The sequence below is a fragment of the Vibrio navarrensis genome (assembly GCF_015767675.1).
GTDB lineage: Bacteria > Pseudomonadota > Gammaproteobacteria > Enterobacterales > Vibrionaceae > Vibrio.
This window is the reverse complement of sequence record NZ_CP065217.1, coordinates 892,460-914,364: the sequence shown is the minus strand read 5'-3', so window position 1 is coordinate 914,364 and position 21,905 is coordinate 892,460. Positions and strand designations below refer to the sequence as shown.

The 21,905-nt window shown below is 47.2% G+C and carries 20 protein-coding genes; 9 read left to right on the top strand and 11 right to left on the bottom strand.

All coding sequences use genetic code 11. The features are described from left to right. Positions 1–58: 58 nt before the first annotated feature. Entirely contained in the window at positions 59–1,729 is a 1,671-nt protein-coding gene (gene glnS / locus I3X05_RS04160) for a glutamine--tRNA ligase (protein WP_045571020.1), read from the bottom strand. Positions 1,730–1,953: 224 nt separating this feature from the next. Next, positions 1,954–3,450, bottom strand: coding sequence for an N-acetylglucosamine-specific PTS transporter subunit IIBC (gene nagE / locus I3X05_RS04155; protein ID WP_045571021.1), 1,497 nt, complete (start codon positions 3,448–3,450; stop codon positions 1,954–1,956). A gap of 492 nt (positions 3,451–3,942) precedes the next feature. Between nagE and nagA the strand changes: the two genes are divergently transcribed. The 4 genes from nagA to asnB all read left to right on the top strand — a co-directional run bounded on the left by nagA (position 3,943) and on the right by asnB (position 9,861). Beyond that, positions 3,943–5,079 (top strand): N-acetylglucosamine-6-phosphate deacetylase, encoded by a 1,137-nt coding sequence (gene nagA, locus I3X05_RS04150; RefSeq protein ID WP_045571022.1) that lies wholly within the window; start codon positions 3,943–3,945, stop codon positions 5,077–5,079. Positions 5,080–5,081: 2 nt separating this feature from the next. After that, the gene (gene nagC / locus I3X05_RS04145) at positions 5,082–6,296 is read left to right on the top strand and encodes a DNA-binding transcriptional regulator NagC (RefSeq protein WP_039464385.1); all 1,215 of its coding nucleotides are present in this window, start codon (positions 5,082–5,084) and stop codon (positions 6,294–6,296) included. Between the two features lie 89 nt (positions 6,297–6,385). After that, entirely contained in the window at positions 6,386–7,975 is a 1,590-nt protein-coding gene (locus I3X05_RS04140; RefSeq protein ID WP_045571023.1) for a cation:proton antiporter family protein, read from the top strand. Positions 7,976–8,190: 215 nt separating this feature from the next. Beyond that, positions 8,191–9,861, top strand: coding sequence for an asparagine synthase B (gene asnB, locus I3X05_RS04135; RefSeq protein ID WP_337970965.1), 1,671 nt, complete (start codon positions 8,191–8,193; stop codon positions 9,859–9,861). A 74-nt stretch (positions 9,862–9,935) separates the two neighbouring features. Here the strand turns inward: asnB and rfaH are convergent, their stop codons facing one another. Further along, entirely contained in the window at positions 9,936–10,439 is a 504-nt protein-coding gene (gene rfaH, locus I3X05_RS04130) for a transcription/translation regulatory transformer protein RfaH (protein ID WP_045571025.1), read from the bottom strand. A gap of 304 nt (positions 10,440–10,743) precedes the next feature. On the opposite strand from rfaH, the gene I3X05_RS04125 reads away from it, so the two are divergent. Continuing rightward, entirely contained in the window at positions 10,744–12,132 is a 1,389-nt protein-coding gene (locus I3X05_RS04125) for a peptide MFS transporter (protein ID WP_045571026.1), read from the top strand. 54 nt (positions 12,133–12,186) lie between these two features. Here I3X05_RS04125 and hemH read toward each other — a convergent pair whose 3' ends face one another. From hemH to htpG, 3 genes are all read right to left on the bottom strand, one after another. Further along, positions 12,187–13,158, bottom strand: a complete 972-nt coding sequence (gene hemH / locus I3X05_RS04120) for a ferrochelatase (protein ID WP_045571027.1) — start codon at positions 13,156–13,158, stop codon at positions 12,187–12,189. Positions 13,159–13,357: 199 nt separating this feature from the next. Beyond that, positions 13,358–14,002 carry an adenylate kinase gene (gene adk, locus I3X05_RS04115; RefSeq protein ID WP_045571028.1) on the bottom strand — a complete coding sequence of 215 codons (645 nt, stop codon included), beginning with the start codon at positions 14,000–14,002 and terminating at the stop codon, positions 13,358–13,360. Between the two features lie 379 nt (positions 14,003–14,381). After that, a complete protein-coding gene (gene htpG, locus I3X05_RS04110; protein WP_045571029.1) occupies positions 14,382–16,289 on the bottom strand; it encodes a molecular chaperone HtpG in 1,908 nt (635 codons plus the stop codon). 254 nt (positions 16,290–16,543) lie between these two features. Between htpG and I3X05_RS04105 the strand changes: the two genes are divergently transcribed. The 4 genes from I3X05_RS04105 to I3X05_RS04090 are packed head-to-tail and all read left to right on the top strand — an operon-like array spanning position 16,544 to position 19,011. Then, positions 16,544–17,398 (top strand): transcriptional regulator, encoded by an 855-nt coding sequence (locus I3X05_RS04105; RefSeq protein WP_045571030.1) that lies wholly within the window; start codon positions 16,544–16,546, stop codon positions 17,396–17,398. A gap of 11 nt (positions 17,399–17,409) precedes the next feature. Beyond that, entirely contained in the window at positions 17,410–17,928 is a 519-nt protein-coding gene (locus I3X05_RS04100) for a regulatory protein ToxS (protein ID WP_045571031.1), read from the top strand. Positions 17,929–17,967: 39 nt separating this feature from the next. Next, positions 17,968–18,723 carry a sulfite exporter TauE/SafE family protein gene (locus I3X05_RS04095; protein WP_045571032.1) on the top strand — a complete coding sequence of 252 codons (756 nt, stop codon included), beginning with the start codon at positions 17,968–17,970 and terminating at the stop codon, positions 18,721–18,723. A 9-nt stretch (positions 18,724–18,732) separates the two neighbouring features. Then, on the top strand, positions 18,733–19,011 hold the full coding sequence (locus I3X05_RS04090; protein ID WP_045571033.1) for a SelT/SelW/SelH family protein: 279 nt from the start codon (positions 18,733–18,735) through the stop codon (positions 19,009–19,011). Positions 19,012–19,039: 28 nt separating this feature from the next. On the opposite strand, the gene yfcE is transcribed toward I3X05_RS04090, so the two are convergent. From yfcE to I3X05_RS04065, 5 genes are read right to left on the bottom strand one after another with little or no spacing between them, the layout of a single operon-like run. Next, complete coding sequence (yfcE, locus tag I3X05_RS04085; RefSeq protein WP_045571034.1) at positions 19,040–19,585, bottom strand: phosphodiesterase; 546 nt, start codon at positions 19,583–19,585, stop codon at positions 19,040–19,042. Between the two features lie 35 nt (positions 19,586–19,620). Next, on the bottom strand, positions 19,621–20,037 hold the full coding sequence (locus tag I3X05_RS04080; RefSeq protein ID WP_039433957.1) for a CBS domain-containing protein: 417 nt from the start codon (positions 20,035–20,037) through the stop codon (positions 19,621–19,623). Continuing rightward, positions 20,034–20,384, bottom strand: a complete 351-nt coding sequence (locus I3X05_RS04075; RefSeq protein ID WP_045571035.1) for a P-II family nitrogen regulator — start codon at positions 20,382–20,384, stop codon at positions 20,034–20,036. Before I3X05_RS04075 ends, I3X05_RS04080 begins: the two co-directional genes overlap by 4 nt. Then, complete coding sequence (locus I3X05_RS04070; protein ID WP_045571036.1) at positions 20,374–21,168, bottom strand: DUF1538 domain-containing protein; 795 nt, start codon at positions 21,166–21,168, stop codon at positions 20,374–20,376. Before I3X05_RS04070 ends, I3X05_RS04075 begins: the two co-directional genes overlap by 11 nt. After that, complete coding sequence (locus tag I3X05_RS04065) at positions 21,165–21,899, bottom strand: DUF1538 domain-containing protein (RefSeq protein ID WP_045571037.1); 735 nt, start codon at positions 21,897–21,899, stop codon at positions 21,165–21,167. The genes I3X05_RS04070 and I3X05_RS04065 overlap by 4 nt, the downstream gene beginning before the upstream one ends. Positions 21,900–21,905: the final 6 nt, after the last annotated feature.

Here is a 21,905-nt window from a genome sequence, read left to right as displayed (position 1 = left end):
CTAAAGCTAAAAGACCAGCATTGTGCTGGTCTTTTATTATGCTTGCCGGATAACGAACTTATTCAGCGTCAATCTTTGCCCAAGTATCACGTAACCCAACCGTGCGGTTAAAGACTAAGTGTTCTTTAGAAGAATCTTTACCATCTGCACAGAAATAACCCATGCGCTCGAACTGGTAGCCCTTCTCAGCTTGCGCTTCGACTAAGCTTGGTTCGACAAAACCATTCAAGACCGTCAGTGACTCTGGATTGATGGTTGCAGCAAAATCATCTGCCGCGGCAGGATTTGGTACAGTGAAGAGGCGATCGTATAGACGAATCTCGGCAGGAAGGCCTTTGTCTGCCGACACCCAGTGAATCACACCTTTCACTTTACGACCATCTGCAGGGTTTTTACCCAACGTATCTGCATCGTAAGTACAGAAAATAGTAGTGATGTTACCCTCTGCGTCTTTCTCAACACGCTCAGCTTGAATCACGTAGGCACCACGCAAACGAACTTCTTTACCTAGTACCAAACGCTTGTACTTTTTGTTCGCTTCTTCACGAAAGTCTTCACGTTCAATCCAAAGTTCACGTGTGAATGGTACTTCACGCTCGCCCATTTCGGCTTTGTTTGGATGGTTCGCAATCAGCAGATTTTCCACTTCGCCTTCAGGGAAGTTTTCGATCACCAGTTTCACCGGATCCAATACCGCCATCGCACGTGGCGCATTTTCGTTCAAATCATCACGGATACAAGATTCCAGTGAACTGAACTCGATCATGTTCTCTTGCTTTGTGACACCGATGCGTTTGCAAAACTCGCGAATTGACGCTGGGGTAAAGCCGCGACGACGTAAACCAGAGATAGTCGGCATACGTGGGTCATCCCAACCATTAACCAACTTCTCAGTCACCAACTGATTGAGTTTACGCTTAGACATCACTGTGTATTCGAGATTCAGACGACTGAACTCATACTGATGTGGGCGACAGTCAATCGTGATGTTCTCCAGTACCCAGTCGTACAAGCGACGGTTGTCCATAAACTCAAGCGTACAAATAGAGTGGGTGATCCCTTCCAACGCATCCGAAATACAGTGGGTAAAGTCGTACATCGGATAGATACACCACTTGTCACCCGTTTGATGGTGAGAAGCAAAACGTACTCGATACAAAACCGGATCGCGCATCACCATAAAGGAAGAGCCCATATCGATCTTGGCACGCAAACATGCCTTACCTTCTTCAAAACCACCAGCACGCATTTTTTCAAACAGCGCGAGGTTTTCTTCCACCGAACGATCGCGGTAAGGACTTGGTTTACCAGGCTCAGTCAGCGTTCCACGGTATTCGCGGATCTGCTCAGGACTTAGCTCATCAACATACGCTAAGCCTTTGTTAATCAGTTCCACTGCATATTGGTAAAGCTTGTCGAAGTAGTTTGATGAATAGCAGATCTCACCATCCCATTCGAAGCCCAACCAGCTAACATCATTCTTGATTGACTCAACGTATTCGATGTCTTCTTTCTCAGGGTTCGTATCATCAAAACGAAGATTACACTTACCCTGATAGTCCTGAGCAATACCAAAATTCAAACAGATAGATTTTGCATGGCCGATGTGCAAGTAGCCGTTTGGCTCCGGCGGGAATCGTGTATGCACACTCGTATGTTTGCCATCCGCCAGATCTTTATCAATGATCTGACGAATAAAGTTTGATGGACGAGCATCAGCTTCACTCATCTAAAGCACCTCAAGTTTGTTTTAGTATTGTTCAGAGAAAACTTAGCTCTGAATTAAGGAGATATATTCAGAGCAAACTGCTGTCAATGATCCACAATTCTGCACGAATAGACAATAAGTTCTCGCGCTTAATTGCGATTATTTGCCATCAACTGGCGGAGAAAGCTGCGAACAATAGAAAAAGCCTCCCGAAGGAGGCTTAAAATGACACGTTAGCGGTAGAACTAAGGTAGAACGACTTCTGAAAGATCTTCGTTCACGCCGATGTTTTTCATCTCACCAGCAACAATTTCTGCCAGAGGGCCAAGGATAACTTGCAGGTTATTGGTACCCAGTTTGACCACACCCATTGCACCCAATGCTTTTAGTGTCTTCTCATCAATAATACTCATGTCTTTTACTGATAAGCGTAGACGAGTGATACATGCATCGATGTTTGTGAGGTTCTCATGACCACCTAGTGCTTTCAGGTACTGTTTTGCCAACACGTGAGACTCTTTCGCACCAGTCACTTTTGAAGCAGATGAACCTTCATCATCTTCACGACCCGGTGTTTTCAGGCCAAATTTCACGATCGCAGTGCGGAAAATGACATAGTACAGAGCAAAGAACACGAAGCCTTGAACAATCAGCATGTACCACTTGTTCGCGAGTGGGTTTTGCGCTGACAACACCATATCCACAAGACCAGCAGAGAAACCAAAACCAGCGGTCCAGTTCATCAGATCTGCGATATAAAGAGAGATACCGGTTAGTGCTGCGTGTACCACGTAAAGCACTGGTGCCAGGAACATGAACGAGAACTCTAGCGGCTCTGTCACGCCTGTGAAGAATGATGCAAAGCCTGCAGCGATCATGATAGAAGCCACTTTTGCTTTGTTTTCTGGTTTCGCCGTGTGGTAGATAGCTAGAGCAGCACCAGGCAAACCGAACATCATCACTGGGAAGAAGCCAGCCATGTAGCGGCCTGTTTCACCGACCACACCGACACCTTTTTCAATTGCGTTTGGTGTCCACCAGTTACCCAAGTCATTGATACCTGCCATATCGAACCAGAATACCGAGTTCAGTGCGTGGTGAAGACCAACAGGGATCAGTAGACGGTTAAAGAAGCCATAAAGACCAGAACCGACTTCGCCTAACCCCGTGATACTTTCGCCAAAGTGGATCAGACCGGAGAAAATCACTGGCCATAGGTACATTAGAACGAAAGAGAGCAGAATACCCGCAAAAGAGGTCAAGATTGGGACCAAGCGCTTACCTGAGAAAAAGGCCAGTGCTTTAGGCAGCTCAACTTGGTAGTAACGGTTATAAAGTTCTGCCGCAACAATACCAGAAAGAATACCGATAAATTGGTTACCTACTTTAGCAAAAGCCAGCTTGGTTTCTGCATCATCAATTGCCACCAAACCAATCGCTTCAACGGCTCCAGGGCTGAGAAGAGTGGTAATAACGGTATAACCGACAAAACCAGCCAGTGCGGCAGCACCGTCTTTATCTTTTGACATACCATAAGCAACACCGATGGCAAACAGCACCGACATGTTATCAATGATCGCGGCGCCCGCTTTGATCATAAATGCAGCAACAGCACTGTTTGCGCCCCAACCCGTTGGGTCCAGCCAGTAACCTATACCCATTAATATTGCAGCGGCGGGCAATGTGGCAACAGGTACCATCAACGCCTTGCCTACTTTTTGAAAGTATCCAAGAATATTCACCTTAAGTTCCCCCTATAGGATTTTCATTTTTTCGGTCGACTTTTTTTAGTCATCCAATTTAGTCCTGTTCAGTTTATGATATTAATTTTGCTCCGCAAATTAAAACCTCATTGTTTGTGATCATAATCACCAGTTTTTGCCCTTCAAAAAGGATTTTGCTAGCGAGATCATAAAACTTATTTTATCATTCAAAAAAATGGCAATTACGCGGTAAAATTCTGCTGCGTCTCATGTGAAACCAACGGATTCAAATAGGAAAAGTACTAGATATAAATAGTAACTTCGTGTAGAAAAACAACCAATATAACCATGCACATCCTAGCTTTATAACCCGTTATCACTTTATCCATTTGCTCGAGACCAGCTTGCTGTTGCAACATTACTGGCTAATTCAGCGATACAAAGTAAGTCTCTGATTATCGGTGTACACCTAAAAGAAAGATGCCAGTAGTGACCGAATTTCAATCTCAATTTGATAAGGATTAGCTGACCATGTATGCGCTAACAAACTGTAAAATTTATACAGGAAGTGATGTTCTGTCTGAACATGCACTCATCATCGACAACGGTTTAATCAAAGCAGTTTTACCGAACTGTGAATTGCCCAAAGAGATCGAACAGAAAGATCTCGCAGGCGCGAACGTCAGCCCGGGTTTTATCGACCTGCAACTAAACGGCTGTGGCGGTGTGATGCTCAATGATGAAATCACTGCGGACACCATGCAAATTATGCATAAAGCCAATCTGAAATCTGGCTGCACCAGCTTCCTACCGACGCTGATCACCTCTTCTGATGCGGACATGCGAGCAGCAATTACGGCCGCTCGCTCCTACCACGCTCAGTACCAAAACCAGTCGCTGGGTTTGCACCTTGAAGGGCCTTATTTGAATGTCATGAAAAAGGGCATTCACAGCGTCGATTACATCCGATCGTCAGACAACGATATGATCGACTTTATCTGTACTAACGCAGACGTTGTCGCCAAAGTCACATTAGCGCCAGAGCTCAACGATCCTGAGCACATCGAAAAGCTGACCCAAGCAGGGATCGTGGTATCAATTGGTCACACCAATGCCACTTACACAGAAGCACGTAAGGGCTTTGAAGCTGGGATAACCTTCGCCACCCACTTATTCAATGCCATGACCCCGATGGTTGGACGAGAACCCGGCGTAGTCGGCGCGATCTACGACACCCCAGATGTGTATGCAGGTATCATCGCAGATGGCTTTCACGTCGATTACGCCAACATCCGAATTGCGCACAAGATCAAAGGTGAAAAACTAGTATTAGTGACCGATGCCACAGCTCCAGCAGGCGCTGACATGGATTACTTTATTTTTGTCGGCAAGAAAGTATATTACCGAGATGGTAAGTGTGTTGATGAAAATGGCACACTCGGCGGTTCAGCTTTAACCATGATCGAAGCGGTACAAAATACGGTTGAACACGTTGGAATCGCTTTAGATGAAGCTCTGCGCATGGCAACCCTCTATCCGGCAAAAGCAATTGGTGTAGATGATCGCCTAGGTCGTATTAAGAAAGGCATGATCGCTAACTTGGCGATTTTTGATAGAGACTTCAAGGTTAAAGCGACGGTTGTTAACGGACAATACGAGCAAAATTAGGCATGAATGGCGGACAGATAGGTAACGTAGATTTAGTAAAGCAGTTGAACAGCGCTGCTGTATATCGATTGATTGATCAACAAGGACCTATCTCTAGGATACAGGTGGCAGACGTAAGCCAACTTGCCCCAGCGAGCGTCACCAAAATCACCCGCCAACTGCTTGAGCGCGGCCTCATCAAAGAGGTCGCTCAACAAGCTTCAACCGGGGGAAGAAGAGCCATCTCCCTCACCACGGAAGTGAAACCATTCCACTCTGTTGCTGTTCGTCTTGGTCGAGATTACGTACAGTTCTGTTTGTACGATTTAGGCGGAACAGAGCTTGCGAAAGATCAGCATGATTTACGCTACAAAAACCAATCGGACCTGATTGAGGGACTCATTGCCCTACTCAAAGATTTCATCAACAGTTGCCAAGACAGAATCGACCAACTGATCGCCATTGGTATTACTTTGCCCGGCTTGGTTAACCCAACCACAGGCGTGGTGGAGTACATGCCCAATACCGATATCGACAACCTCGCGCTGGGTGAAATTGTACGTGAAAAATTTGGCATCGAGTGCTTTGTTGGCAACGACGTGCGCGGCATGGCGCTGGCTGAACATTATTTCGGCGCCAGTCAAGATTGTCAGGATTCCATTTTGGTCAGTGTCCACCGAGGAACAGGTTCAGGCATTATCGTCAACGGTCAGGTATTTTTAGGCTTTAACCGCAACGTCGGTGAAATCGGCCATATCCAGATCGATCCACTGGGCGAACAGTGTCAATGTGGTAACTTTGGCTGCTTGGAAACCGTTGCAGCCAACCCCGCGATTGTGCAGCGAGTGAAAAAACTGCTCGCACAAGGCTATGAATCCTCCCTATCAGAATTAGAGCAGATCACGATTCAAGACGTCTGCACACATGCGTTACAGGGAGATGAACTGGCAAAACAGAGTCTGGTTCGCGTAGGCAATCAGCTTGGTAAGGCGATCGCCATCACTGTCAACCTGTTTAACCCGCAGAAAATTGTTATCGCTGGCGACATTACCGCGGCACAAGAAATCCTTTTCCCCGCCATTCAGCGCAATGTAGAAAATCAATCGCTGAAAACGTTCCACAGTGGCTTACCCATCGTGGCCTCTCTCATTGATAAGCAACCCACCATGGGCGCCTTTGCCATGATCAAACGCGCTATGCTCAATGGTGTTTTGTTACAAAAATTGTTAGGTGATTGATCTCGCTGTGATTCAATTAGTCACATAGGTTACAATACTGGGCTGTGGTTACACGGCCCTTTTATTTTTCAGGAACAAGTACGAACCCTATGGAACTGATACTGATCACCACCGCTTTCTTTGCCGGGTTCCTCGCCCTTAAGTGCAAACTTCCGCCGCTAGTTGGCTTTCTACTCGCTGGCTTCGCTCTGCATTTTTTTGGTTTTGAGAGTAATGACACCATTAGCACCTTAGCCGATCTTGGCGTAACGTTGTTGCTGTTCACTATCGGCCTCAAACTGGAAATTAAAACCTTGCTCTCACGAGAGATCTGGGCTGGCGCAACCGTACACAATCTTTTATCGACTGCGCTATTTTCTCTCGCTTTTCTTGCCTTAAAGTTACTCGGTGTTACTTCACTCGCTGGCATGACAACAGAGCATATTGTGCTGCTCGCCTTTGCGCTTTCTTTCTCAAGTACCGTTTTTGCGGTGAAGTCGCTGCAAGAGAAAGGGGAAATGAATGCGACCTATGGCACCTTAGCCATCGGTATTTTGGTCATGCAGGACATTTTTGCGGTGATTTTTCTCACCGCTTCGACGGGTAAACTGCCCCATTGGTATGCCATTGCCTTGTTTGCTCTCCCTCTGCTTCGCCCGATATTCTACAAAATACTTGACTGGGTTGGTCACGGTGAAATGCTGGTGCTGTTTGGTGTATTCTTCGCACTCGTTGCAGGCGCTGGGCTGTTCGAATTTGTCGGCATGAAACCGGATTTAGGCGCTCTGATCCTTGGGATGTTACTTGCTGGTCATACCAAAGCATCCGAACTATCCAAATCACTATTCAATATGAAAGAGCTGTTCCTGGTCTGTTTCTTTCTCAACATCGGCTTATCGGCGTCTATCAGTCTCTCCGGCGTCTCACTGGCTCTACTGATACTGCTGCTTTTGCCACTCAAAGGGCTGCTCTATTTCCTGACCATCAACTATTTCAAGTTCCGCGTGCGCACATCCCTGCTCGCCTCACTGGCGCTGTTTAACTACAGCGAATTTGGTCTGATTGTTGGCGGCCTAGCGTATAAAATGGGCTGGATGTCGAGCGATATTCTGGTCGCCTTGGCTGTCGCCGTCTCACTCTCATTCATTTTAGCCGCGCCGCTTAGCAAAATGGGCCACCAAATCTACCTTCACTCGGGTAAATGGTTGCAAGAGCATGCGGCAGAGAAGCTGAATCAGCGTGACCAACTGATCAACCCGGGTCACGCACAAGTTCTGATCTTGGGGATGGGACGTATCGGTACAGGAGCCTACGACGAACTACACGCACGCTATGGCAAGATCTGTCTTGGGGTTGAAGTTCGCGATGACGCCGCCGAGCGGCACCGTGAAGAGGGACGCAATGTCATCGCAGGGGATGCCACCGACCCCGATTTCTGGGAAAGGATACTCGATACCACCAATGTAAAATTGGTGTTACTGGCGATGCCACACCACCAAGGTAACCAGACTGCACTCGCCCAACTCAAACGTCGCCGCTACTCTGGGCAAATCGCGGCAATCGCAGAATATAGCGACCAACTGCAAGTGCTTGAGGAAAGTGGGGTCGATGCCGCTTTTAACATCTACAACGAAGCCGGTAGTGGTTTTGCGCGCCATGTTTGCCAGCAACTTAAACCTCAGTTCACCGCCAACAAGTAATTGTGACCTCTCGATTAGCCCTCTTGACGAGGGCTTTTTGTTGAGATTTTAAGCAAAACCAGGATCTCATTCACCATTAGAGGGTTTTTATTAAAAATTATTTACCACAATCGCTTTTTGATTATCTTTTTCATCAAGAAGAGTTGCTTTTTTTGATTAGGATGGCAAATTGACCTCATACCGTTAAAAAATATTCAGTTTAAAAAGGATGTTGTATGTGTTCAGTATTTGGCATTTTAGATATAAAAAGTGATGCAGCCGCACTTCGCCCGATCGCGCTAGAGATGTCGAAAAAACTTCGCCACCGTGGCCCAGATTGGTCTGGTATTTACGCGTCTGAGCGCGCTATTTTAGCGCACGAGCGCTTAGCCATCGTCGGCCTCAACAGCGGCGCCCAACCACTTTACAGCCCAGACAAAAAACTCATCCTTGCGGTTAACGGTGAAATTTACAACCACAAAGAGATCCGCGCTCGCTACGAAGGTAAGTACGAGTTCCAAACCGACTCAGACTGTGAAGTGATTTTGGCCTTGTACCAAGACATGGGTGCAGATCTACTGGAAGAGCTGAATGGCATCTTTGCCTTTGTGCTTTACGACGAAGAGAAAGATCAATATATGATTGGCCGTGACCATATTGGCATCATCCCTTTGTATCAAGGGTATGACGAACATGGCAACTACTACGTCGCCTCAGAGATGAAAGCGCTGGTCCCTGTATGTAAAACTTTGAGCGAGTTCCCTCCTGGTAGCTACTACAGCTCAACTGATTCTGGCGCACAACGCTACTACATTCGTGACTGGAACGAATACGCAGCGGTTGAAAACAATGTGAGCAGCAAAGAAGAGTTGACAGAAGCACTGGAAGCGGCTGTTAAACGTCAACTCATGACCGACGTGCCTTATGGAGTACTTCTGTCTGGTGGCTTGGACTCATCAGTCACCTCAGCAATCGCTAAGCGATTTGCGGCAATGCGAATTGAAGATGACGAACAATCCGAAGCTTGGTGGCCGCAATTGCACTCGTTTGCTATTGGCTTAGAAGGTGCACCTGATCTTAAAGCCGCACGAGAAGTCGCCAACAAGATTGGTACCGTACACCATGAGATGACTTACACCATCCAAGAGGGTTTGGACGCAATCCGTGATGTGATTTACCACATTGAAACCTACGACGTGACCACCATTCGTGCTTCAACGCCCATGTTTTTGATGGGCAGAAAAATTAAAGCGATGGGGATCAAAATGGTTCTTTCTGGCGAAGGGGCTGACGAGATCTTTGGTGGCTATCTCTACTTCCATAAAGCACCAAACGCCAAAGAGTTTCATGAAGAGACCGTCCGTAAACTGTTAGCGCTTAACATGTTTGACTGTGCTCGCGCCAACAAATCGCTGGCGGCATGGGGTGTCGAAGGCCGCGTTCCATTCTTGGACAAAGAGTTCATTGATGTGGCGATGCGTCTCAACCCAGCAGATAAAATGTGTGGCAACGGTAAGATGGAGAAGCACATTTTGCGTGAGTGCTTCCAACACTATCTACCCGATTCAATCGCATGGCGTCAAAAAGAGCAGTTCTCTGACGGCGTGGGCTACAGCTGGATCGACACACTGAAAGAGACAGCGGAAGCCAAAATCACTGATCAGCAGATGGAAACGGCGAAGTTCCGCTTCCCATACAACACGCCGACCACCAAAGAAGGTTACGTGTATCGCGAAATCTTTGAGGAGCTGTTCCCGCTGGCTTCAGCGGCAGAATGTGTTCCTGGTGGCCCATCGGTTGCTTGTTCTTCAGCTAAAGCAATTGAGTGGGATGAGTCGTTTAAAAACTGCGTTGACCCATCGGGGCGTGCCGTGAAAACCGTACACAACGACGCCTACAAAGGCTAATACCAACAAGGCACCCTCGCGGTGCCTTGTTTTTTTAGTTTGCCTATTTTTAGCTTGCAGGTCGTCATTTAGGGTTAACCGCCCAGCTCAAGATCACTGTTACTGATGCTCACTGGCACCACTTGGGAGATCATTTTCACCAGCATGATTGACCGCGTTTCGCCGTCTTGTTCTTGGAAAATCGCATCAATACCAGCAAACTGACCTTTCTTAACGCGAATCGACACGCCAGGACGTGGTAACGATTTTGCTTCAACGCACACGTCATTCTCTTTCTGATGCTCTTTAAGTTCAAAGATGAGGTCACCCTGCAACTCTTTCGGCTGTGCGCCAAATCGGACAAAATCCACCACCCCGCGGGTTGAACGAACCGTCGTGAAGGTAGGACCAAGCTCAAAATCAAATCGGACAAAAATATAAGACGGAAAAAGAGGTTCACTTCTTTTCTGCCTTTTGCCACGCAAAATTTTCTCGACCATTATTGTAGGGTAGAAACACTCCACTCCCTGATTTTCCAAATGCTGCTTAGCGCGCAGTTGTTCTCCGCGCTTACAGTAGAGTAAGTACCAACGTTTCATTCTAACTAGCCATCTATATCTTTTCGTCTCTTACCATTATCGCTTTCATAAACGGAAAGAGCCAGCTTATCACTCCCCAATCCGTGTACGTCGTCCAACAAATGTAAATATTTTCCTCTCAAAAATGAAACTTTAGTTTGTAACACATAAATTGCCGCAGCAGAAAACAACAATCCTCTTTATTTACAGTCAATTGCCAAAAGATCTTTTGCTTTTGTTCATTTTTTAGCATTTGTATAAAAAGTTAACTGGAGGTATACGTAATCCCCAATAAAAATTTTAATGACTTGAAATAGCTTAGTTTATGTCAACACAACACCAATATTTCGGCCATCCTCGTGGTCTATTTTTACTTTTCGGCACCGAGCTGTGGGAACGCTTCTCTTACTACGCGATGCGTGCCATTCTGGTACTTTATCTCACTGATGCAACCATCAACGGCGGTATGGGTTGGAGCACGAAAGACGCGCTGGATCTGTACGGCATCTACACCGGACTGGTGTACATCACACCTCTGATTGGTGGCTATTTGGCTGACAATTTCTTGGGGCAACGACGCTCGATTTTAATCGGTGGAGCGCTGATGGCGATTGGCCAATTTACTTTGGCCCTTCCGGCAGATGTGCTCGGTTTTAGCGATCTGCATACGTTTTACCTTGGTTTGGGTTTGCTGATTTCAGGTAACGGTTTATTCAAACCGAATATCTCAACGATGGTCGGTTATCTTTATCGTGAAGGGGATAACCGCCGTGATGGAGCGTTCACTATTTTCTACATGGGCATCAACCTTGGTGCCTTGATTGCAGGCGTGGTGTCTGGTTCTGTCACCGAATCTTATGGCTGGAAAGCGGGATTTGTCGCTGCGGGCATTGGTATGCTGATTAGCTTAGCGATGCAAATGACGTTTGCCCAATCTTGGTTAGGCGATATTGGTCGTGAACCTGCTGCAAAGCGCGATCTTGAGAACAAGCAGTCGGCACGTAAAGAGCCTTTGACCAAAGAAGAGGCGGATCGGATTAAAGTGATCCTCGTAATGAGCCTCTTTACTATTGTCTTTTGGGTCGGCTTTGAACAAGCCGGTGGCCTGATGAACATTTATACCCAGCAATATACTGACCGTATGATCGGCAGCTTTGAAGTGCCCGCGGCTTGGTTCCAGTCACTGAACCCATTTTTCATCATTACCTTGGCTCCAGTCTTGGCTGTATTGTGGGTAAAAATGGGTAAACGAGAGCCGAATTCACCGAAGAAATTTGCCTTAGCAATGTTCTTCCTCGCGTTAGGCTTTTTATGTATGGTCGGCGCGGTGATTGAACAAGGGGGCGATACCAGCGTGAAAACGTCGATGCTCTGGCTGGTGGGTGCTTTCTTTTTCCATACATTGGGCGAGCTTTGTCTGTCACCGATTGGTCTGTCTTTGGTCACCAAACTGGCACCTCTGCGCCTCGCTTCTTTAATGATGGGTGCATGGTTTGGTTGTAACGCGATTGCCAACTACGTCGCAGGCTACGTAGGCTCACACGTTGGAGAATTTGGAGCGATGGCGATTTTCAGCGGCATCGCTGTGACAGCGACGATCTCTGGTACCATTCTGCTGCTGTTTTCAAATACGCTGGTTCGTTGGATGCATGGTGCTGAAGTCACCAGCAGTGTCGCTGAACAGCTTGAAGAGCAACAAGTTTCTGTTGCGTAATCGCTTCTCCTGCTAAAACTAAGGCCACATTCCGTGGCCTTATTGGTTTGTCCGCTATGCTTGCGAATTGGGTAGATGGAGCAGCTCTACCATCATCTCAATATGTTCATCTGCTGCATTTAGGCAAGGAATATAGGTAAAGCGCTCACCGCCCGCGTGAAGGAAGCTCTCTTTTCCTTGTTCTGAAATCTCTTCTAAAGTTTCCAAGCAGTCTACGGAAAAAGCCGGAGTCAAGACATCCAACGTTTTAACCCCTCTCCCTGGAAGCGCCTCTAAGGTTTTATCCGTATAGGGTTGCAACCACTCTTCTCGACCAAAACGGGATTGATACGTCAAACCTATCTGCTCTTTGGTCAACCCCAACTCCAAGCGCAGAAGCTCTGTCGTCATTTCACAGTGCTGCGGGTAAATATCGCCATTGTCGGCGTAGCGTTTCGGAATGCCGTGATAAGAGCAGAGCAAGTAGTCTCCGCGACCATTTTCCTGCCAAGATTGGCGCACCGACTGAGCGAGAGCTCGGATGTAACTGGGGTGATTGTGATAGTCCCGCACAAAATGAATGCTGGGTAGCAGCGCCATTTTAGCGAGCGCTTTACTGAGCGCATCGAAAGCCGCTGCTGTGGTGGTCGCAGAATATTGCGGGTACAGAGGTAGCACCGTGATCAGCTCCACACCTTGTTCCATCAGCCGGGTTATACCTGTGGATACACTAGGGTTGCCATAACTCATGCCCAGTTCAACTGGCAAACCAGTGCGCGCTTGCAATACTTGTTTTTGCTGCTGCGAGTAAACCATTAAGGGTGAGCCCTCTTCCATCCAGACCGATTGATATAACTTGGCCACTTTAGGTGAACGGATGGGCAAAATGATGCCATGGAGAATCGGACACCACAGCCAACGGCTCATATCAACGACACGTTTATCATGCAAGAATTGACTCAAAAAGCGTTTCACGGCGGGTGCGGTCGCGTGCTCTGGAGTTCCAAGGTTAACTAAAAGCACTCCGTGTTTTTTTGTGTTGTTCATAGCGTCTCTACGATAATGGCTGAGGAGTTTTATACGGCAATATGAATTCATCGATCAAAGCGAACTCCCTATAAGGGTCATTCGCAAACCTCTCGGTTAAAATCGGCTAACTGGCTGATGAAACATAATAAAAAAGCGACCCTAGGGCCGCTTTCACTATAACAAACATTTTGCGATTATTGGTAATAGGTACGACCTATTATGCCAATGCCTTCTCGATATCAGCACTCACTTCGGCAACTTGCTTCGTTCCGTCAAACTTGAGGTACTTGGTGTTGCCCGCTTCCGCTTCTTTGCCGTAGTAAGCAATCAGTGGTGCTGTTTGCGAATGGTACACGCCTAGACGTGCGCGGACCGTTTCTTCTTTGTCGTCATCACGGACCACAAGATCTTCACCTGTGATGTCGTCTTTGCCTTCCACTTTTGGTGGGTTGTAAACCGCATGGTAGGTGCGGCCAGAAGGTAGGTGAGCACGACGACCCGCCATACGTTCCACGATCACTTCATCCGCAACATCAAATTCGATCACGTAATCAACCGCGATACCCATCTCTTTTAAGCCATCAGCTTGAGGAATTGTGCGTGGGAAACCATCTAGCAAAAAGCCTTTCGCACAATCTTCCGCAGCAATGCGCTCTTTAATCAGGCCTAGAATGATTTCATCAGAAACTAGTTGACCAGCGTCGATCACAGCTTTTGCTTGTTTACCAAGCTCAGTACCTGCTTTGATAGCGGCACGTAGCATGTCACCAGTAGAGATTTGTGGAATACCATACTTCTCCATGATGAATTGAGCCTGCGTGCCTTTACCTGCACCTGGAGCACCTAGAAGAATGATGCGCATGTTGAATCCTCTTTCGATTATGATGATTTATACCGAAGCTCACTATGTCAGTGACGTGGTCGACGAGCGAAGCAATAAAGAGTAAAAACGAGTCTAGCTTGACTCGTTGAAATCCCTAAACAGCCCGATACCACAAGCTCACGGTAAGTTTCGGTATAATTGCTTTTATAGTTAACAACAAAACAGGCGTGCACCTTACACGCCTGTTTGTTTCGTTTCAAGTTTGCATTCTACCACACAATATTGTTCTCAAGCGCGAATTAAGACTAAAGAATGCTCAAGCACTCACACTTCACACTATCGTTCAACAAATTGTTGCAAAATGAATGCAAATGCGCGCAAAAAGAGCATAAGTAGCGACTTTTCGCGGCAAACGTTATTAGCCCTTAGTCAAAAGCGTGTTGATCGCCCCCAAGAACTGGCTTGGATCTTCCATCGAGCCACGCTCAGCAAGCATTGCCTGCCCCAGCAGGACTTCAACCCAGCGACCAAACGCCTCTTCATCCGCTTCATCGGCCATGCGCTGCACTAGGGCATGATTTGGGTTCAGTTCAAAGATGTACTTCACTTCAGGCACCGCTTGACCGGCAGCAGCGAGTAACTTCGCCATTTGCGTACCCATTTCGTAGTCGTCGGTAACAACGACCGCAGGCGTGTTGGCTAACTTGAAGGTCGTACGTACCTCTTTGACGCGATCACCCAAGTAGTTTTTAGTTCGCTCAACCACCGACTTGAACTCTTCTTCCGTCTCTTTCTGCTTTTCCTTCTCTTGTTCGTCTTCGAACTTGCTCAGATCAAGACCCGCTTTGGTGATTGATTGGAACTGCTTGCCATCAAACTCGGTTAGATAGTTCATCAACCACTCATCGATGCGATCAAACATCAGAATGACTTCAATACCTTTGGCTTTAAACTGCTCCAAGTGTGGGCTGTTTTTCGCCGCCGCGTAGCTATCCGCTGTTAGGTAGTAAATCTTATCTTGGCCTTCTTTCATGCGGGCAACGTAAGATTCAAGCGAGACGCTTTGCTCAGCAGAGTCAACTTCGGTCGAGGCAAAACGCAATAGCGCGGCAATTTTCTCTTTGTTGGCAAAGTCTTCTGCTGGGCCTTCTTTCATCACCAAGCCAAACTCTTTCCAAAAACGCTGATACTTATCGGCATCATTTTTCGCCATACGTTCTAGCATGGTGAGCACTCGCTTGGTACAAGCGTTGCGCAGTGATTGGGTGACTTTGTTGTCTTGCAAAATTTCGCGCGACACGTTGAGCGGCAGATCGTTTGAATCAATCAAGCCACGCACAAAACGTAGGTATGACGGCATGAACTGTTCTGCGTCATCCATGATAAACACTCGCTGGACATACAATTTCAAACCGGACTTATGGTCACGGTTCATCATATCCCAAGGAGCTTTGGCTGGAATATAAAGCAAGCTGGTGTAGTCGTTTTTACCTTCGACGCGGTTATGGCTCCAAAGCATCGGATCGGTAAAATCGTGAGAGACGTGTTTGTAAAACTCTTGGTACTCTTCATCAGTAATGTCGGCTTTGTTACGCGTCCAAAGCGCTTGTGCCTTGTTGATCTGTTCCCATTGAATTTGGTCGGTTTCGTTCCCTTCGTCATCGCGAACCTTGGTTTGAATCGAAACCGGGATGCCAATATGATCGGAATATTTGCTCACCACATCACGTAGACGCCACTCGTTCAAGAACTCTTTGCCATCTTCGCGCATGTGCAGAACGACGTCCGTGCCGCGCGATTCTTTGTGGATGTCTTCGATGGTGTACTCACCTTCTCCCGCAGAGTGCCACATTACCGCTTGATCAGCAGACAGCCCCACCGCACGGGTACGCACCGTCACCGCGTCAGCGACGATAAACGCCGAGTAGAAACCAACGCCGAATTGGCCGATCAATTGCGACTCTTTTGATTGCTCTTGTGAGAGCTCAGAGAAAAATTCCGCTGTACCTGATTTCGCAATGGTTCCGAGATGAGAGATCACCTCATCACGGCTCATACCAATCCCGTTGTCAGAGATGGTAAGTGTGTTGTTTTCAGCATTAAAAGAGAGCTTCACACCGAGGTCAGCGTCACCTTGATAAAGATCGGGAGCAGAGAGCGCCTGAAAGCGCAACTTATCAGCCGCATCTGACGCGTTTGAGATTAACTCGCGTAAAAAGATCTCTTTGTTGGAATACAGAGAGTGGATCATTAGGTGAAGAAGCTGTTTTACTTCTGACTGAAAGCCACGAGTTTCTTTGTTGTTTGCTACGTTTGTCTCGCTCATTTTCACTCCAATGTAACTTTAAACAGTATTAAAGACTAAATAGGTTGATTGTACATCTTGGATGTTCTGCTCTTAAGATGTGGCTGACAAATGTAAATTCAAGGTCAATTGTGGGGAAAACGCTGTTTTTTTGCATAAATTTAATTATCCTATCCGCATGCATACGGAAACATTAACATTGCCAATGCAACCATTAGCGCACAAAATAAGCATAAGCTATTGAAAAATAAAAAACATAATATAAGAAGAATGTCATGAGTCATATCGGCACTAAGTTTGTTATCGCACAACGGTTCATTTTTGATCCGAACAGCAATACATTACTTGATCAAGATTTCAGCAACGAAATCGTACGGCTGGGCAGTAATGAAAGCCGTATTCTGCTGATATTGGCAGAAAGACCAAATGAAGTTTTAAGTCGCAACGAATTGCATGAGTTTGTCTGGCGCGAGCAGGGTTTCGAAGTGGATGATTCTAGCTTGACCCAAGCTATTTCTACCTTGCGTAAAATGCTCAAAGACTCCACTAAATCGCCTGAATATGTGAAAACTGTGCCAAAGCGCGGCTATCAGCTCATCTGTTCGGTAGAGAGAATCACTCCTTTGCTGTCAGATAAATCGAATAGCATTGAGGAAGCACCGGATGCCGATTCCCTTAGCCTCGAAGAGGTTGAAATTACGCAAGACGGCTACGCAAGTGATTTAATCGAAGTCGAAACACTCAATACCCAAGAGACAATCATTGCGCCAAAAACGCGTTGGTATATCATCGCTATGTGGTTGCTTTCCATCTTGCTGCCGATAAGTGTGATGTTGTTTACCAATCCAGCTGAGTCTAAATTTCGGGTATTGGCAAACGTGGGTGACATTCAAGTACTGACCCCGATTAACCATCCTCCTTTGCAGGCTTGGCTACCGTCCATTGAACAATGCGTGAATAAATATGCAGAAGTTCACCTTGGCGAATCGACGCCAGTGAAAGTCATTGCAACAGGTGGACAAAACAATCAACTGACACTGAATTACATTCATAGCCTCAACCATTCTAGTGAAAACGTTACGTTGAGAATCGTGGCCGAACAAAATGACCTTGGTTCCATTTGTAAATGATTAGGACATGCATGAAAACTAAAATCGCCTCTTTACTTTTGGTGGCTTCAACGCTCTTTAGTGCTTGGCTTTACTGGGGAAGTGATCTGAAGGTCGAACAGATCCTCTCCGCGAATGAGTGGCAGTCCAATATGGTTACAGTGATCAATGATGAGCTCAACCCCGATGGCACGGTTGGCCCTTTACGTAAGGTGAACGTAACGTCAAATGTGAAATATTTGCCAAACGGCAACTACATTCGCGTTGCGATGCTCAAGCTGTTTTCACATGAATCATCTCAAGAAGTCACCATCAATATTTCCGAATCGGGCCAATGGGATGTGAGCGATAATTACTTGCTGGTCACGCCGAAGGAGTTTAAAGATGTCTCCTCGTCCAAAAACCAAGACTTCTCAGATGCACAACTGAAAGTGATCACCAAAGTGTTCAAAATGGACGCACAGCAAAGCCGTCGTATTGACATCGTCAACGAAAAAACGCTGCTTTTAACCAGCCTGAATCACGGCTCAACGGTGCTTTTTTCGAACTAATCAACCAAGGGAGGTAACACTCCCTTTTTAGTGAATTCAATGGATTGGATTAACACCGCTTTGCTGTTTTTGGGTTCGCTAGTGGCCAACACCCTCGCTTCTGTTTCTGGAGGCGGCGCTGGCTTACTGCAATTTCCCCTCCTTATTTTCATGGGGCTTCCCTTTGCGATGGCTCTCGCTACCCACAAACTTGCCAGCGTCGCGCTCGGTTTAGGCGCAGCCTTTACTCACTTTCGTTCAGGTTCACTCAATGGCAAGGTTATCGTTTATCTGGTTTTAACGGGCAGTATTGGCGTAGTCACGGGCGCGAACTTGGTCATGCTGATCCCAGAGAAAGCCGCCCAGATGCTGCTTGGTTTGATGATATTGGCCTTAGGGATCTATTCGCGTGCTAAAAAGCAACTTGGCCAGAGTGAACAAGCCAATCATAGAGATATTCATGGATGGCTGATTGGCGGCACAGTGATGGTTTTGATTGGCGTCATTAACGGCTCCTTAACAGCAGGGTCAGGATTATTGGTGACGCTCTTTTTGGTGCGCTGGTTTGGGTACAGCTACAAACAAGCCGTCGCATTGACAATGATTTGCGTCGGTTTATTCTGGAACGGTATCGGAGGTTTGGCCGTGGTAGAAGCTGGTGCTCCCGTTCACTGGCCTTGGCTGCCTGCGCTGTTATTGAGCTCCTTCCTCGGGGGCGGTTTGGGCGCTTGGATAAGCCAGAGACTTAGCAACAACGTGGTCAAAATCGCCTTTGAAGTGCTCACGTTCGCCGTTGGTTTAAAATTGTTGTTTTAAAGGAAAAGTATGACAAAAGCGAAAATCGCCATCTATTACTGCCGTCAGTGCAATTGGATGCTCCGCTCCACCTGGTTGGCGCAAGAACTGCTGCACACCTTCAGTGAAGAAATTGAGACAGTCAGCCTTCACCCAGATACTGGTGGCCGGTTTGAAATTTTCTGTAATGAAGTGCTTATTTGGGAGCGCAAAGCCGATGGTGGATTTCCTGAGGCCAAAGTACTGAAACAAAAAGTCCGAGATAGAATTGATCCAGAAAGAGATTTGGGCCACTCAGACAGAAACTAAAGGCAGCCAAGCTGCCTTTTTCATTTTCTTACAGCGTGGTTGCAAGCAGGGTTTCACCGCTCAGTGCGATCACTGACCAAGTGCCAGAGTCGTACACCCCATAACTGGCCGGTTTGCCCTCTCTTGGGAAAGTCACCGAGCCGGGATTAAATATAAGATTCCCGTCTTCCCGTTGTGCTACGGGAATATGCGTGTGGCCATGCACCAATACATCCCCGGCGCGCAACCCTGGGTTTTGTTTGGCATGGTATTTATGGCCGTGAGTGAGGAATACCTTACGCCCCGGTTCAAGCAAAACCCAGGCGTAATCCATCATCATCGGAAACGACAGCAACATTTGATCGACTTCGCTATCGCAATTTCCACGCACGGCAATAATCTTATCGGCGTACTCATTGAGCAATCGTGCCACTTCTGGCGGATTGTAGGCGCGCGGAATCGGATTTCTCGGCCCATGATTTAATAGATCGCCCAACAATATCAAATGCTCGGCACCGGAGTTTTCAAAGCATGTCAACATCGCTTTGGTGGCCTCAAGGCAGCCATGCAGATCAGAAGCAATAAACAGTTTCACAACATTTCCCCTTGTTTTACCAGGGTATTGTACGTTTAAGATTCTTGCTCGTCATCCCGAGCCATGCCATTCATGACGATGTTGTTATAACTGACCATGCCAATCAGTTTGCCATTTTCAATCACAGGGGCGCGGCTGATGCCAAAACGCTCAAACAATCGCGCGCAGTATTTAACGTTCATATCAGGCGAGACGCACAACGCAGGTTTGGTCATGATCTCATAGATATTGGTTCGATGTGGCGAGCGATTTTTTGCCAACACTTTTTTCGCAATGTCGTTCATCAAAACAATCCCATACTCATCATCTTCGTGGCGTTTGTCGACCACTAACGCTTTCACCTGATGTTTCCTTGCCAGTGTGATGCCTTCATGCACTGTGGTCAGGCCGTCGACCATCACATACATGTTGGCCATCACATCCCGCACTTGAATTCTGTCATGACTGTTCATAGTTCGTCCTCTACCACTTTGGTTAACTTGGCCACCTGATGCGCAACGCCTACCGCATCCTCAATGTCAATTTGGATGGCTATGCCCTGCCCCGACTCCACATCAAACTCGCCGACGTCGTTAATGGTTTCGAGAATATGGCGAGACAGATGCTCTTCCACCACAAAAAGTAACACGTCCTTTTGTACTTCTAACGTCAAGCCAAAGAAGGTCCGTTTTTGATTTAACCCTTGACCGCGCGCATTATTAATCACAGTAGCGCCCGTCGCGCCTGCCTCACGCGCAGCATCTAAAACAATGTCTGTTTTACTGTCTTCAACAAACGCCACAATCAGTTTAAAGCGCATTTTCATTCTCCTTTGATACTTGCCGACGACTCAGCCATTGAGTGATTTGCGCGTACCCCATCACTGAGATAATGGGAAATAAGCTGGCAAAAGCAATCAAGCCAAAACCGTCGATGAGCGGATTGCGACCAGGAACGGTGGAGGCAAGCCCAAGCCCCAGCGCCGTCACCAGCGGAACCGTGACAGTCGAGGTAGTGACCCCTCCGGAATCATAAGCCAGAGGGACAATTAATCGCGGAGCAAAGTAAGTTTGAATGACGACCAATATGTAGCCGACAATGATGTAATAATGAATGGGATCGCCGACGACAATGCGGTAACTGCCAAGCGCAATGCCCACAGCAACCCCAAGTGCTACGGCCACCCTCAGACCAGTGACGCCGATACTGCCACCCGATACTTGATTGGCTTTGATCGCCACAGCAATCAACGAGGGCTCAGCGACCGTGGTACTAAAACCAATAAAAAAGGCGAACAGATAAACCCAGTAATAGTCGATCCATTCCAACTGACTGCCTAAGCTAATACGCACTTGAGTCAAAAAGTGCGGCGCAGTGAGCTGACTTGCCATGGTTTCTCCCAGCGGAAAAAGCGCGAGTTCAAGGCCCATAAGAAAAAGCGCTAACCCCAAGATAACGTAGAGAAAGCCGAGCAACACTTTCAGCGGATTGTGGATCGGCTTGCGCAACACAGCAAACTGAAAACCAAACAAAATGGCCGCAATCGGCATCACATCGACCAAAGTACTTAGCAAGATATCGAAAAAATGGCTCAACTCCATCATGTCACCACCATGCCGTAAATCATGACGAAGATCATCGGTAGCAAAGAGGCGAAAGCGATCAAGCCAAATCCGTCTAACATCGGATTGCGCCCTTTAATCGCCGAAGCTAAACCCACTCCCAGCGCCGTTACGAGTGGCACGGTAATGGTCGAAGTCGTTACGCCGCCAGAGTCATAGGCAATCCCAACGATGTTTTCTGGCGCAAAGCCCGTCAGAATCACCACAATGACGTAACCACCGATAATCATATAGTGGATCGGCCAACCTTTAAGGATTCTCAGCACGCCCAATACAATCGCCACCCCCACCGATAAGGCCACGGTGACTCTCAATCCATTAGCGTAACGATCCATAGCGTATTGGTTCTCCTCTATCACTCCCCCTTCCGCCGCAACTTGAGCGGCCTCGTCCGCCACCGCAGTCAACGCAGGCTCCGCGATAGTCGTGCCGAATCCCAAACAAAAAGAGAAGACGAACAGCCAAAACAGACTGCCTTTACGTGCAAAAGCCTGTGCCATCGACTCGCCGATGGGAAAGAGCCCCATTTCTAAACCAAAAACAAAGAAGGTTAAACCGAGGATTACCAACACTAAACCAGAAACGATGGACATCAAGTTTGGTAACGGTTGCTGCAACACCACCAACTGAAAGAAGACAATCACCACAACAATCGGCAACAGATCTCGGGCACTGGCGGCAAAGGCTCGAAAAAGAGCAAGAATGGCTGTCATTAAGCT

Coding starts and splice junctions, on each gene's coding strand:
- glnS (WP_045571020.1), bottom strand. CDS start 1,729: ATGAGTGAAGCTGATGCTCGTCCATCAAACTTTATTCGTCAGATCATT.
- nagA (WP_045571022.1), top strand. CDS start 3,943: ATGTATGCGCTAACAAACTGTAAAATTTATACAGGAAGTGATGTTCTG.
- nagC (WP_039464385.1), top strand. CDS start 5,082: ATGAATGGCGGACAGATAGGTAACGTAGATTTAGTAAAGCAGTTGAAC.
- I3X05_RS04140 (WP_045571023.1), top strand. CDS start 6,386: ATGGAACTGATACTGATCACCACCGCTTTCTTTGCCGGGTTCCTCGCC.
- asnB (WP_337970965.1), top strand. CDS start 8,191: ATGTGTTCAGTATTTGGCATTTTAGATATAAAAAGTGATGCAGCCGCA.
- rfaH (WP_045571025.1), bottom strand. CDS start 10,439: ATGAAACGTTGGTACTTACTCTACTGTAAGCGCGGAGAACAACTGCGC.
- I3X05_RS04125 (WP_045571026.1), top strand. CDS start 10,744: ATGTCAACACAACACCAATATTTCGGCCATCCTCGTGGTCTATTTTTA.
- hemH (WP_045571027.1), bottom strand. CDS start 13,158: ATGAACAACACAAAAAAACACGGAGTGCTTTTAGTTAACCTTGGAACT.
- adk (WP_045571028.1), bottom strand. CDS start 14,002: ATGCGCATCATTCTTCTAGGTGCTCCAGGTGCAGGTAAAGGCACGCAG.
- htpG (WP_045571029.1), bottom strand. CDS start 16,289: ATGAGCGAGACAAACGTAGCAAACAACAAAGAAACTCGTGGCTTTCAG.
- I3X05_RS04105 (WP_045571030.1), top strand. CDS start 16,544: ATGAGTCATATCGGCACTAAGTTTGTTATCGCACAACGGTTCATTTTT.
- I3X05_RS04100 (WP_045571031.1), top strand. CDS start 17,410: ATGAAAACTAAAATCGCCTCTTTACTTTTGGTGGCTTCAACGCTCTTT.
- I3X05_RS04095 (WP_045571032.1), top strand. CDS start 17,968: ATGGATTGGATTAACACCGCTTTGCTGTTTTTGGGTTCGCTAGTGGCC.
- I3X05_RS04090 (WP_045571033.1), top strand. CDS start 18,733: ATGACAAAAGCGAAAATCGCCATCTATTACTGCCGTCAGTGCAATTGG.
- I3X05_RS04080 (WP_039433957.1), bottom strand. CDS start 20,037: ATGAACAGTCATGACAGAATTCAAGTGCGGGATGTGATGGCCAACATG.
- I3X05_RS04075 (WP_045571035.1), bottom strand. CDS start 20,384: ATGCGCTTTAAACTGATTGTGGCGTTTGTTGAAGACAGTAAAACAGAC.
- I3X05_RS04070 (WP_045571036.1), bottom strand. CDS start 21,168: ATGATGGAGTTGAGCCATTTTTTCGATATCTTGCTAAGTACTTTGGTC.
- I3X05_RS04065 (WP_045571037.1), bottom strand. CDS start 21,899: ATGACAGCCATTCTTGCTCTTTTTCGAGCCTTTGCCGCCAGTGCCCGA.